We start from the raw sequence: 11,755 nt of genomic DNA, 5'->3' as shown, positions 1-11,755 counted from the left end.
CCATCACGGTGACCAGCCCGTTCCTGCACGACAACGTCGAACAGAGCACCACCGGCGACCTCAGCCCCGAGGCGCGCACCTTCAACTGGCTGCTCGACTCGTTCACCTCGAGCACCGCCGGGGTGATGGAGGCCATCGCGGTCTCCTCGGACGGGCTGCTGATGGCCATGTCCGCGATCAAGGACCGGTCCAACGCGGAACGGCTCGCCGCCGTGGTCTCCGGCATGACCAGCCTCGCCGGTGGCGCCGCGAGCTGGTACGCGCTGGGCGGCCTCAACCGGGTGATCGTCGACATGGCCGAGGGCTACCTGCTGATCAGCGCGATCAGCAGCGGCTCGGTCCTCGGCGTGGTCGCCGACCGCTCAGCCAACCTGGGCACCGTGGCGTACGAGATGACGCTCTTCGCCGGCCGCGCCGGCGGTGCCCTGAGCCCCCGCCTGATCGCCGAACTGAAGAACGCCGTCCAGCAATGATCCCGGGGGCCGCCGGTGGGGACCCGGAGCCGGAACCCGGCATCCGGATCCGCCCCTTCCTGCGCGCGTCCACCCCGGCCCCGGCGGCGGACGACGGCGGCGGGGAGCCGCCCGGCCCACGCCCGTTCGTGCTCACCGCCGGACGGGTGGAAGGCGACCCGTCGATCGGCCTGGAGACCCAGGTGACCGCCCGTCCCGGCAGCGGCTCGTGGGCGGTGACCGCGCGGCTGGCACCGGAACTGGCCACGATCGTCGCGATCTGCGCCGAGCCGGTGTCGGTCGCCGAGATCTCCGCCCGGACCCGGATGCAGTTCGGGGTGACCCGGGTGCTGGTCGGCGACCTGCGCGCCGCCGGCCACCTCGACGTGCACGTCGCGGACGTCGACGACGCCCTCGATCCGGACCTCATCCTGCGAGTGATTGATGGACTTCGTGCGATCTCCTGAATGGCGGGCGGCCGGCCAGGCCGGGCCGGCCGCGAACAGCGCCCCCGCCCGCTACGGCAACCCGGCCCCGCTGATCGGCCGGGCCACGCCGCCCCCGCCGGCCGGTCCGCCGTTGCCGTACCGGCCGCCGAGCGGGCCCGGGGAACCCGCCCCGATCGTCAGCCGGGTGCCCGCGCCCCGCCCGCCGATCCCGGTGAAGATCCTGATCGCCGGCGGCTTCGGCGTCGGCAAGACCACCACGGTCGGCGCGATCTCGGAGATCGCGCCGCTGACCACCGAGGCGGAGATGACCACCGCCGGGATCGGCGTCGACGACCCCGGTGGGGTGGCCGGGAAGACCACCACCACGGTGGCGATGGATTTCGGCTGCGTCACCATCGACCGCAGCCTGAAGCTCTACCTCTTCGGCACGCCCGGCCAGGCCCGATTCGGCTTCATGTGGGACGACCTGGCCCGGGGCGCGCTCGGCGCGCTGGTGGTGGTGGACAGCGCCCGGCTCGACGACTGCTACCCGGCGATCGACTTCTTCGAGCGGGCCGGGCTGCCGTTCGCCGTGGGCGTCAACGCCTTCGACGGGCGGCTGGCCCTGGATCTGCCGTCGATCCGGTGGGCGCTGGCGATCGCCGAGCACGTGCCGCTGGTGCAGTTCGACGCCCGGGACCGGCTCTCCGTACGGGACGCCCTGCTGGTCGTCCTCGATCGGGCGCTGGACCGGGCGACCCGGGCCCGGGAACGCTGAACCGCCCGTCGGTTCGGTCCGTGATCTGCGAGGGGGTGGACGCGATGCGAGGTGATCTGGACGAGACACTGGCCCGGCTGGCGCGGCGCGAGGAGGCGCAGCGCCGCCGGGTGCCGCTGCCCGGCGAACCGGTCGGGGAGGTCGACCGGGAGACGCCGGTCGACGGCCCGGACCGGGTCCAGCCGGCGGAGCGCCGGGCGGGACACGGCGCGTACCGGCTGCGGGGCGGCGTCCCGCTGCCCGGTGCCGGGGTGCCCCCGCGCCGGGACCCGGTCGAGGAGGTCGCCGAGGCGGTCCGGCGGGTGGTCGCCGAGCACCCCGGGCTCGCCGTGACGCTGCGGGTGGAGCTGGGCGATCAGGGGTACCCGCTGCGGGTCTCCTGGGCGGGCCCGGAGGTGACGGTGGGTCCGGTGCCCGCGCCGACGCCGCCGCCGGCCTGGCCGATGTCGGTCAAGACGGTGGCCGCGCCCGGCCACGACCCGCTGGAGTCGGATCCGGCGGCCCGGCTCGCCGAGATGATCCGCCGCGACCCGTCGCTGCTGGAGGACCCGGGCCCGCGCTGACGCGGGGCGGCGGGTGGACCCGGCGGCTACTGTCGGCGGGTGGCGGAACCCGATCTGACCCTGACCGCGAGCCTGCGGCCGGCCGCGCTGGACGCCCGCCGCGGCGTCGTACGCCTGCACCCCGAGGTGCTGACCGCGCTGGCGCTGCGCCCGGGCGACCCGGTGCGGCTGAGCGGCCGGCGGGTCACCGCCGGCATCGCGGCGGCCGCCGACCCGGGCACCAGCAGCCTCCTGCTCCACGCCGACGACCTGCTGCTCGGCAACCTCGGCCTGCGAGCCGGCGGCCAGGTCACGGTGAGTCCGCTGCGGTGCGTCGCGGCGACCCGGGTCACGTTGAGCGGGCCGGTGGCGGTGACCGCCGCGGTTCCGCCGGAGATGCTGCGGCTCGCGCTGCTCGGCAAGGTGGTCACCGCCGGCGACGACGTCTCGCTGCTGCCGCAGGACGTGCTCCCGGACGCCGCCGTGCGCGGCCTGGTCGAGGCCGCGCGGCGCAGTCTCGCCAGTTCCGTCGGGTACGCCTGGACGAGCACCCTGCTGACCGTGGTCTCGGCGGAGCCGGCCACCGGCGCACTGGTCACCATGGACACGGTGGTGGGCTGGGAGCACGGCGCCGCCACCCACGGCTCCGCCCCTCCGGGGGCGGCCGACCGCTCGGCCGGCACGACTCATCCGGCCGACGAGCAACTCCGGTCCGGGCGCCCGGAGGACGCGCCCGACGTGGACGAGCTGCCCGGGCTGCGCGCCCAGGCCGAGGAGCTGACCGAGCTGCTGGACCTGGGCTTCCACCACCGGGAGGTGCTGGGCCGGCTCGGCACCACGGTTTCGCTGGGCGTGCTGGTCGAGGGTCCGGCCGGCTCGGGCAAGTCGTCGTTGGTGCGCGCGGTCGCCGCCCGCGTCGGCGCGTCGGTCCGCCCGCTCTGGGCGCCGGAGCTGGCCGCGCTGGCCAACGACGCGGCGGCCCGGCGGCTACGCGAGGCGGCCACCGCGGTACGCGCCGGCGGGCCCGCCGTGCTGCTGGTCACCGACGTGGAGGCGCTCGCCCCGGCCGACGAGCCGGGCCCGCTGGCCACCGTGTTCCGGCAGGTGGTCGACGAGATCCTGCGCGCCGGGGTGGCGGTGGTCTGCACCACCGGGCGGCCGGAGGCGGTGGATCCGGCGTTGCGCGGCCCGGACCTGCTGGCGCTGCGGATCACCGTGCCGCTGCCCGACCCGGCGCTGCGCCGCGAGCAGTTGACCGTGCTCACCCGGCAGGTGCCGCTCGCCGGTGACGTGCGGCTGGACGAGGTGTCGGCGCGTACCCCCGGTTTCGTCGCCGCGGACCTGGCCGCGCTGGTGCGCGAGGCCGGGGTGCGGGCGGCGCTGCGGCAGAAGACGGCGGAGACGCCGACCGTGGCGATGGCCGACTTCACCGCCGCGCTGGAGGTGGTCCGGGCGACCACGATGGTCGCCTCCACGCTGGAGCTGGCCTCGGTGACGCTCGACGACGTAGGCGGCCTGCACGAGGTGAAGCAGACGCTCACCGAGTCGGTGCTCTGGCCGCTGACCTATCCGGACACGTTCGCCCGGCTGGGCGTGACGCCGCCGCGCGGCGTGCTGCTCTACGGCCCGCCCGGCTGCGGCAAGACCTACCTGGTCACCGCGCTGGCCGGCTCGGGCCGGGCGAACGTGCTGTCGGTGAAGGGCGCGGAGCTGCTCTCCAAGTGGGTAGGCGAGAGCGAACGCGCGGTCCGTGAGCTGTTCCGCCGGGCCCGCGAGGCGGCGCCCACGCTCGTCTTCCTGGACGAGGTGGACGCGCTGGCCCCGGTACGCGGCCAGGCCACCGACGGGGGCACCACCGATCGGGTGGTCGCCGCGCTGCTGACCGAGCTGGACGGGGTGGAGGCGCTGCGCAACGTGGTGGTGGTCGGCGCGACGAACCGGCCGGAGCTGGTCGACCCGGCACTGCTGCGCCCCGGCCGGTTGGAACGCCCGGTCTACGTGCCGCCGCCGGACGGGCCGGCCCGCGCCGAGATCCTCCGCGCCGCGGCCCGGCACGTCCCGCTCGCGCCGGACGTCGACCTCGACGCGCTCGGCGCCGAGCTGGACGGATTCTCCGCCGCCGACTGCACGGCGCTGGTCCGGGAGGCGGCCCTGGCCGCGATGCGCGAGTCGCTGGCCGCCGCGACCGTGACGGCGGCACACGTCGCGTCGGCCCGCGCCCGGGTCCGCCCCTCCCTGGACCCGACCCAACTGGCCCGCCTGGAGTCCTACGCCGACACCCACCGCCTCCCGTAGGCGTGGAATCCGGCGGAAGACAGACGTCGAGAAGTGGGTCAAGAAGCACCGCCCCGACCGATCGACCGACTGACCGCAGTTCAAGATCTTGGTACGAAACGGCCCTCAGAGGGGCCCTTTCGTACCAAGATCTCCCCCACTCCCGGCATCCAGGACGGCTCACCCACCCCGCGGGAAGCCAGGTCGATCATGAAGTTGGCGGCGATGTAGATCTCCGATCCGGCCGCTAACTTCATGATCGACGCCGCCTCGGCGCGGTCGGCGCGGTCAGTCGGTGGGGAGGAGGGGGCCCAGGGGGCCCAGGTCCAGGTTGAGGTCCTCGGGGGAGAGGCCGAAGTGTTCGCGGAGCTGGGTCATCTGCTCCTCCAGCGCCATCAGCGTGGCGCCGATCCGCTCGACCTGCTCGTCGGTCAGGTCGCCGAGGTCGACCCGGCGCAGCGCCTGCCGTTCCATGAGTTGGCGGAGCAGCTCGACGACGGTGAGCACCAGGCTGGCCAGTCCGCGCTCGACCGAGTCCTGGTCGACCGCGAGCCGGCGGTCCAGCGGACGCACCCGGGGCGCCTGCCATCGCGGCTCGCCGAGCGCCACCGCCAGCTCGGCCGCCTCGTCCCGGCCGGTCACGGCGACACCACCGGCTCCGGCGGCCCGGCCACCGGACCGGGCGACACGAGCGAGCCGGCGGCGAGGTCGGGCGGGGCGAGCGCGCCGACGGACGCGACCAGCGCGCGCAGCGAGATCCGGACCAGGTCCACGTCCGCGATGGCCAGCGTGATGTCCCCGCTGATCACCACGCCGGTCGCCAGCACCCGGTCGAGCAGGTCGACCAGGGCGACCTGCCGGTAGGCCGCCGGGTCGTCGGCGCTGCTCGGCGCCAGCGCCGTCACTCCCATGCCGACTCCGCCGCCGGTTCGGCCACGAAGGAGTACGGGGGCCACGGGCCGGTCAGCTCGAACCGGAGTTCCGGGTGCCGGTCGGCCAACTCGGCGGCGAGCGCGGAGAACGCGGCCACCTCGGCGCGTTCCACCAGGTAGGCGCCGTTGAGCACCATGGCGGTGGGCGCGCCGGACAGCCGCCGGTCCTGCGGCGCGTGTCGCCGGGCGTCGACCGCGTGCCCGCCCAGCGCGGCGTGGACGGCGGCCGCCGCGTCGGCGGCGATCCGCTGCCCCTGCTCCCGGGCGGTGAGCTGGGCCCGCCGACGCCGCAGGTACGCCGCCCCCACCCCACCCCCGCCGGCGGGCTCCTCGACGCGGGGGGTGCCGCCGGGCACCGCGTACCCCTTGACGCCCCACTCCTCGCGGCCGGTGAGCCGGGCCAGCGTGCCGGCCAGGGTGGCGTGCCGTTCGGCCAGCACCCCGGCCACCCGGTCGTCGTCGCGGTAGACGGTCGCGAGCCGGGCCGGCACCACGGCACCGGACCGGGCGAGCGCGTCCACCACCGCGTGGTGCGCCCGGGCGGCGCGCTCCAGCCAGCCCAGGTCCTCCAGGTTGCGGCGCAACGCCTCCTCGCCGTACTCGGTCAGCGGCACATCGCCCACGACGGCGACCAGGCCCGCGCCGGTGACCGCGCGGACCGGTGTGCCGGCGAGGCCGGCGACACCGGCCAGCGACGCCGGGTCCACGGTGGACGTCACCGCGTGCAGCCAGACGCCGGTCCCGGTCGCGACCGGTACGGGCTCAGCGGTCGTACTGGTCATCCCGGTCCCTCCTCGCGGCCCGGGTGGCGACCCGCGGCCGGCGCGACGCCTCCACCTCCTCCGGGTCGCGCGGACCCGGCTCGACCGGCGGGCGGGCCCGGGAGCTGAGCCACGGGTCGTGCTCCCACCAGTCGATGCCGATCTGCCGCGCGGTGTCCACCGAGGCGATGACCAGCCGCAGCTTCAGCGTCAGCAGTTCGATGTCGAGCAGGCTGACCCGGATGTCGCCGGCGATGACGATGCCCCGGTCGAGGACCCGTTCCAGGATGTCGCCGAGGTTCGCCGGCTCGTTGCCGGCCGGCAGCACCTGGCCCGAGTTCTGCACCACCGAGGGCGTCGACGCTTGGCTCATGTCAGCCCCCGTCGCCCTTGCCGCGCTGGTAGCGGCGCGTCCGCCGGTAGCCGAGCAGGCTGCCGGTCATGTCCAGCTCGACCTCGTAGAGCCCGAGCAGGTCGGTCGAGGCCGGGACGCGGCGGTCCTCGACCACCTCCACCCCGACCAGCCAACCGTCGTCGGTGGGCTGGATCGAGGTGATCCCGAGCGCGTCCCGGCCGGTCAGCGCCACCACCTGCCGCAGCCCCTCCCGGGCCGCCTCGGCGGCGCTGATCGCGTCCTCGTCGTCCTCGTCGAGATACCGCTCGTCCCGCGTCCGCGCCGATGTCATCGTCGCCCCCCTCCTGGCCGGCGCGGCCCGCCGCGCCGGTCGGTGGTCGCCCGCCGCGTGGGCGCCGGCCGCCGCGCCGCGCCGCCACCCGGCGACGGGGTACGGCCGGCGGCCGGCCCGGTCAGTCGTTCCAGCACCCGCCGCTGCCCGTGGTCCCGCTCCTCCGGCGTGATCTCGCCGGCAGCGGCGGCCCGGTCGAGTTCCTCCAGCTCACGCCGGATGGTGACCGGGCTGTGCTGCTGCGACTCCGCCTCCCGGGCGACCACCTTGACGATGGCGGTCAACCCGCGCACCGGGGCGTAGGGCAGGGTCAGCAGCGTCCACAGGATGTCCATGCTCAGCCCACCAGTTGGTGCGCGCCGGCGAAGTCGTACGGGGCGAGTGGCCCGATCAGGCGCATCCGGATCAGCTCCCGCCGCCGCTCGGCGAACTCCTCCACGGCCCGGACGAACTCCTCCTCGTCCTCGTCCGCGACCAGGAAGGCGACGTGTGCGGCGTCCATCTCGTGGCTCGGCGCGCGGGCCGCGTCGGTCACCGCGTACCCGCCCACCGCGTCGATCAGCTCGCGGTTCTCGGACTCCCGGCGCAGCTCCACCGCCTGGCTGATCATCTCGCCGAGCCGGATGCGCTGGTCCCGGCTCTGCCCCTCCGGCCGGCCACGTACCTGTTCGGCGAGCGCGGCGGCGTTCCGGTCGGCGGCCAGCAACTCGCCGATGAACGCCTGCTCGTCGAAGCGCCCGTGCACGGTGTACTGCACCCGGCCCTCGAACTCGTCGAGGGCGGCGGCGAACCGGTCGTGGTGCGCGTCGAGCAGGTCGGCGACCGCGTCCTCGCCGGTCACCACCGTGCCGAACCGCACCGGCAGGACCGGCGCGACCGCCGCCGTGCCGTCCAGCAGCCGCTCGTACGCGGTCAGGTCGTCCGGCCGGCCCAGCGGCTCCGCCAGCTCCACCTCGCTGACCAGCGCGGCCAGTTCGCCGTGCCGGACCGCGCTCACCTCCCCGGGCGGGGAGCCGACCCCCTCCGCGTCGAGGGTCGGCTCCACGTCCGACGGCACGATGCCGTAGATGAACAGCCCGGTGTCCTGCGTCATCTCAGTCCTCCCCGTTCCGCCGGCGCGGGCGGTCGCGCAGCGAGTCCGCCACCGCGCCGCTGATCTCCTGCGCCGCCCGGCCCAGCCCGGCCACCGCCTTGCCCTTGGCGGCCGCGCCGGCCGCGCCGTCGATCAGGTCGGGCAGCGTCTTCTGGTCCTTGGGCACGATGTTCATCCGGTCGACCGCCTCGGCGTACCGCAGGTACGTCTCGATGCTGGAGATCGCCACCCGGGCGTTGATCTCCAGGAGCTGGATGCCGACCACCGCGATCGACACCTGGGCGTCGATCACCACGCCCTTGTCCAGCACGGTCTCCACCACGTCGGCGAGGGCGTCACCGCCGCCGCCGGTGCGTTCCAGCGCGCCGCCGGACTGGCCGGCCGTCGCCACGCTCATTCGCCACGCTCCTCACGGCGACGCCGGACCACCGGACGGCGGGGCGCCTCCGGTGCGCGGCGGGCCCGCTCCTCGCGGGGCGCCCGCTCGTCGCGCTGCGGGCGGCGGGCCCGCTCGGGCTGCCGGCGACGCGGCGGCTGCTCCTCCTCCGGCTCCTCGTCGTACTCGTCGTCCTCGAAGTCCTCGCCGTCGTCGTAGTCGTCGTACTCCTGCTCCTCCTCGGTGGGGCGACGGCGACGCGGCGGCCGGCGCTGCTCGGCCGGCTCCCCGTCACGGCCCGACTCCCGCGGCCCACTCCCCTCCCGCTCCTCGCGGAGTGCGGTCTCGTGGTCCTTGACCACCTGGGAGTCCTGGATCTCACCCCGCCAGCCCTCGACCGAGTCCGGGTCGAGCACGGTCTCGGTCATCACGTGCCGGACGAAGTGCTTCAGCTCCAGCCGGACCCGGCGGCCCTGCGCCCGCCAGAGGTTGCCGGTGTGCTCGAAGAGGCCCTGCGGGTGGTACTCCAGCACGACCAGGATCCGGGTCAGCTCCGGGCCGACCTCGTGGAAGCTGACCGTGCCGTCGACCGAGCCCTTGTCGCCCTTGGACCGCCAGTGGACGAGCCGGTCCGGGATCTGCCGGACGATCGTCGACTCCCAGGTGCGGTGCGACCAGAGGACCTGCGCCTTCCAGGTCATCTTCTCGTCTTCGTCGTTGTCGGCCTGCTCGACCTTCTTCATGAAGCTCGGGAAGTCGCCGAAGGTGGTCCACTGGTTGTAGGCCACCCGGACCGGCACGCCGACCTCGATGGTCTCGACGATGTTGGTGACCTTGAGCTTCTTGCCGCCCTTGCCACCCTTGCCGCCGCCGAACGCCGACATCAGCTTCTCCTTACCGCCGGCCAGGCCGGCATGGAACATGGCCTTCAGCGGGGAGTGGCCGTCGGCGAGCTTCTGCGCGCCGGTGGCCGCGGCGACCAGGCCGGGGCCGCCGCCCTGCTTCGCGTACTCGCTGAGCCGGCCGGTGGCGCCGGTGACCCGCTCGGTCACCACCTGCACGGCGCGTTCGCCGATCGCGGTGGCGAGGTTGCGCAGCTCGCCGCCGATCTCGTCGCGTGCGCGGTCGGTGAGGCTGTTCGTGGGCATGGTCACCGCCCCCGACGTCGACGCACCGGGGCCGGCCGGTCGGCGCGGTCGGTGTCGTCGGTCTCGTCGTAGTCGGCGTCCGGCTGGTCGTCCAGCTCCGGCTCCTCGTCCGGGGCGGACCGCGGCCCGCCCTCCGGCGGCGCGCCGGTGCGACGGCGCAACGCGTCCGCGCCGTCGCGCAGGCGGCCGCTGACCGCGTCGATGCCGCTGCCGGCGGCGGCGGTCGCCGCGGCCCGGCCGGCGGTGACCAGGGGTGCGCCGAGCCTGCTCAGGTTGCCCAGTTGTGGGGTCGACCCGAGCAGGCCGGTGGCCATCTGCTTCAGGCCGCCGGGGTTCTGGCTGGCCCGTCCGGCGGCCACGGCGGCCGCCAGGGTGAGTGCGGTCCGCAGCTTCCGGCGGCGGCCCAGGACATATCCGAAACCGACCGCCAGGGCGATCCGAGCTCCGCTCTTCATCAGTTCTCCTTCGCTCCCCGGCGAAAAGGACACCTCATGGGTGGAGCAGGCCCGGAGAACAACTGCCGGGGATCAGCGAAAAAGGGCCTGCGACCGGTGTCCCGCATCAGCGGACCCGGCCGGCAGTACCCGTCAGAACAATCGCAAAACATTTCCCCCGGAGAACCAGATAGGCGCTGCCACGGGGGACGAACTTCGCATCAAGGCGCTATTGAGCAGGGGGAACGCGAGAAGATTGCCGGAAGGCAAGCAACGACCTCAGTGGGTCGGCAGGGCCGAATCCAGACACATTCGGGCGTACGTCTTACCGCCCTGCTCGCGCAATTCGGCACCACATTTACGGAGCACCGAAATGGCACCGGCGTTGTCCGGCGTGGTGTCCGCCACGACGGTGTTCATCCCGGCCGCCGCGGCGACGTGCAACAGTTCCCGCAGCGCGGCGGCGCCCAGGCCGCGGCCACGCGCGGACCGGCCGAGCCACATCCCGGTCTCCACCGTTCCCGGCTCGTCCCGGCGGGCCATGCGCACCATGCCGACCACCTCGCCGCCGGACACGATCGCGTACATCGCCGTCGCGGTCGGGCCGTCCAGGCCGCCGAAACTCGCCCGGTGGAACTCGCGGAAGGCCTCGCGGCGGGCCAGCGACCACCCGGCCGGCGCGTCCACCGGAGGCATCACGTCCTCCGGCTCCGCCTCCGCCGCCGCTACGGAGAGCAACGGCTCCAGGTTTCGCTCGTCCACCGGCTCCAGCCTCACCGCACCTGTCACGAGCCGGAGTCTGCCGGCCGGTGCCACGCCCGTCCACCCCTTTGGGCACTCATTGCCGGTACGGACGAGCGGGGCGTCCGGTCGTACCCCCGGGGTGTTCCCGGCTCACGCTGCGTTGTCAGCCGACCGGCCCGTTCCGGGGGTGAGGGTGCTCACGTCGAGGGCCCGAACTCACACAGCGCGACGGACGCGTCATCGGTGCGCTTGTGCCGGCGCAGCCGGTCCGGGTGGGCCCGTTCGGCCGCCCGTACCCGGTCGATCAGCCCCTCCGGGCCCTCCACGCCCACCACCTCCACCAACCCGGCCCAGTCGAAGAGGCCGAACTGCTCGACCGCGCAGGACGCGCCGTCGCTGAGCAGCACCGCCCGGCGCAGCGCCCCCGGCCCGCGCAGCGGCACCGACCCGGTCACCGCGTGGTACGCCGCGTCCGGGTCACCGGCCGCCACCCAGTAGCCGTGGCTGCGGTTCATCCGGGCCCGCTGCCCGGTCACCGCGCGCCGGAACCGGGTCGACGGGTCGACCTCCCCGTCGGACAGCGCGGTCGCGGTCCGACGCAGGTCGGCCACCGCGGCCTCCAGCCGGTCGTCGGTGACCACGTCGACCCCGACGTCGGTGTCGAGCACCAGCGGACTGTCGCAGAGCACCAGGTAGTCGACCCGGTCCCCGCCCTCGCGCAGCAGGCAGACGGTGGACGACGGGGTGCCGGCGTGGTCCAGGTCGCAGGCGCCGCCGTGGTCCGCGCGTACCGCCAGGATCGCCGCGGCCAGGCTGCTCATCAGCGTGGCCGCCGGCCGCGCGGCGACCGCCAGGCCGATCCGGGCGGCCAGGTGCCGGACGAACCAGGCCGGACCGTGTACGCAGCCGGTGTCGAAGCCCTCCGGCACGGTCGCGCCGTCGAGGACGCCGACGAGCGGGCCGAACCGGAAGACCAGATCCTCGTTCTCCGCGCGCCCCGGCGCCGGATCGGACGCGGTACGCACCCGCATCATCGGCGCGGCGCCGACCGGCCGCGTCGTCCCGCTGCCGGTCGCGTACCGGCGGTCCGGTGCGCCCATCGATCCG

General features: G+C 74.9%; 17 protein-coding genes. 5 read left to right on the top strand and 12 right to left on the bottom strand.

The window, feature by feature from the left end:
• The first annotated feature begins 8 nt into the window (after positions 1–8).
• The 5 genes from H1D33_RS26330 to H1D33_RS26310 are packed head-to-tail and all read left to right on the top strand — an operon-like array spanning position 9 to position 4,495.
• Complete coding sequence (locus H1D33_RS26330; protein WP_181570622.1) at positions 9–473, top strand: roadblock/LC7 domain-containing protein; 465 nt, start codon at positions 9–11, stop codon at positions 471–473.
• The gene (locus H1D33_RS26325) at positions 470–919 is read left to right on the top strand and encodes a DUF742 domain-containing protein (protein WP_181570623.1); all 450 of its coding nucleotides are present in this window, start codon (positions 470–472) and stop codon (positions 917–919) included. Before H1D33_RS26330 ends, H1D33_RS26325 begins: the two co-directional genes overlap by 4 nt.
• Positions 897–1,658, top strand: a complete 762-nt coding sequence (locus H1D33_RS26320; RefSeq protein WP_181570624.1) for an ATP/GTP-binding protein — start codon at positions 897–899, stop codon at positions 1,656–1,658. The genes H1D33_RS26325 and H1D33_RS26320 overlap by 23 nt, the downstream gene beginning before the upstream one ends.
• A 44-nt stretch (positions 1,659–1,702) precedes the next feature.
• A complete protein-coding gene (locus tag H1D33_RS26315; RefSeq protein ID WP_181570625.1) occupies positions 1,703–2,221 on the top strand; it encodes a hypothetical protein in 519 nt (172 codons plus the stop codon).
• A gap of 39 nt (positions 2,222–2,260) precedes the next feature.
• Complete coding sequence (locus tag H1D33_RS26310; RefSeq protein WP_181570626.1) at positions 2,261–4,495, top strand: AAA family ATPase; 2,235 nt, start codon at positions 2,261–2,263, stop codon at positions 4,493–4,495.
• Between the two features lie 267 nt (positions 4,496–4,762).
• Here the strand turns inward: H1D33_RS26310 and H1D33_RS26305 are convergent, their stop codons facing one another.
• The 12 genes from H1D33_RS26305 to H1D33_RS26250 all read right to left on the bottom strand — a co-directional run bounded on the left by H1D33_RS26305 (position 4,763) and on the right by H1D33_RS26250 (position 11,748).
• A complete protein-coding gene (locus tag H1D33_RS26305; RefSeq protein WP_220138735.1) occupies positions 4,763–5,116 on the bottom strand; it encodes a gas vesicle protein K in 354 nt (117 codons plus the stop codon).
• Positions 5,113–5,385 carry a gas vesicle protein gene (locus tag H1D33_RS26300; RefSeq protein ID WP_181570627.1) on the bottom strand — a complete coding sequence of 91 codons (273 nt, stop codon included), beginning with the start codon at positions 5,383–5,385 and terminating at the stop codon, positions 5,113–5,115. The genes H1D33_RS26305 and H1D33_RS26300 overlap by 4 nt, the downstream gene beginning before the upstream one ends.
• The gene (locus tag H1D33_RS26295) at positions 5,376–6,188 is read right to left on the bottom strand and encodes a GvpL/GvpF family gas vesicle protein (RefSeq protein ID WP_181570628.1); all 813 of its coding nucleotides are present in this window, start codon (positions 6,186–6,188) and stop codon (positions 5,376–5,378) included. The genes H1D33_RS26300 and H1D33_RS26295 overlap by 10 nt, the downstream gene beginning before the upstream one ends.
• Positions 6,169–6,540, bottom strand: a complete 372-nt coding sequence (locus H1D33_RS30430; protein ID WP_181570629.1) for a gas vesicle protein — start codon at positions 6,538–6,540, stop codon at positions 6,169–6,171. Before H1D33_RS30430 ends, H1D33_RS26295 begins: the two co-directional genes overlap by 20 nt.
• 1 nt (position 6,541) lies before the next feature.
• Positions 6,542–6,853 carry a gas vesicle protein GvpO gene (locus H1D33_RS26285; protein ID WP_181570630.1) on the bottom strand — a complete coding sequence of 104 codons (312 nt, stop codon included), beginning with the start codon at positions 6,851–6,853 and terminating at the stop codon, positions 6,542–6,544.
• Positions 6,850–7,188: a gas vesicle protein GvpG gene (locus H1D33_RS26280; RefSeq protein ID WP_181570631.1), complete on the bottom strand. Its 339-nt coding sequence runs from the start codon at positions 7,186–7,188 to the stop codon at positions 6,850–6,852. Before H1D33_RS26280 ends, H1D33_RS26285 begins: the two co-directional genes overlap by 4 nt.
• 2 nt (positions 7,189–7,190) lie before the next feature.
• Entirely contained in the window at positions 7,191–7,946 is a 756-nt protein-coding gene (locus H1D33_RS26275; protein WP_181570632.1) for a GvpL/GvpF family gas vesicle protein, read from the bottom strand.
• A 1-nt stretch (position 7,947) separates the two neighbouring features.
• The gene (gene gvpJ / locus H1D33_RS30425) at positions 7,948–8,343 is read right to left on the bottom strand and encodes a gas vesicle protein GvpJ (RefSeq protein WP_181570633.1); all 396 of its coding nucleotides are present in this window, start codon (positions 8,341–8,343) and stop codon (positions 7,948–7,950) included.
• The gene (locus H1D33_RS26265) at positions 8,340–9,470 is read right to left on the bottom strand and encodes an SRPBCC family protein (protein WP_181570634.1); all 1,131 of its coding nucleotides are present in this window, start codon (positions 9,468–9,470) and stop codon (positions 8,340–8,342) included. The genes gvpJ and H1D33_RS26265 overlap by 4 nt, the downstream gene beginning before the upstream one ends.
• Positions 9,471–9,472: 2 nt before the next feature.
• Positions 9,473–9,925 carry a hypothetical protein gene (locus H1D33_RS26260; RefSeq protein ID WP_246411850.1) on the bottom strand — a complete coding sequence of 151 codons (453 nt, stop codon included), beginning with the start codon at positions 9,923–9,925 and terminating at the stop codon, positions 9,473–9,475.
• Positions 9,926–10,183: 258 nt separating this feature from the next.
• Positions 10,184–10,693, bottom strand: a complete 510-nt coding sequence (locus H1D33_RS26255; RefSeq protein WP_181570635.1) for a GNAT family N-acetyltransferase — start codon at positions 10,691–10,693, stop codon at positions 10,184–10,186.
• Between the two features lie 152 nt (positions 10,694–10,845).
• On the bottom strand, positions 10,846–11,748 hold the full coding sequence (locus tag H1D33_RS26250) for a hypothetical protein (RefSeq protein ID WP_181570636.1): 903 nt from the start codon (positions 11,746–11,748) through the stop codon (positions 10,846–10,848).
• Positions 11,749–11,755 lie beyond the last annotated feature (7 nt).

It is taken from the genome of Micromonospora ferruginea (assembly GCF_013694245.2).
Taxonomy (GTDB): Bacteria; Actinomycetota; Actinomycetes; order Mycobacteriales; family Micromonosporaceae; genus Micromonospora; species Micromonospora robiginosa.
The sequence above is the reverse complement of the archived record's forward strand: the minus strand, read 5'-3'. Positions and strand labels throughout refer to the sequence as shown.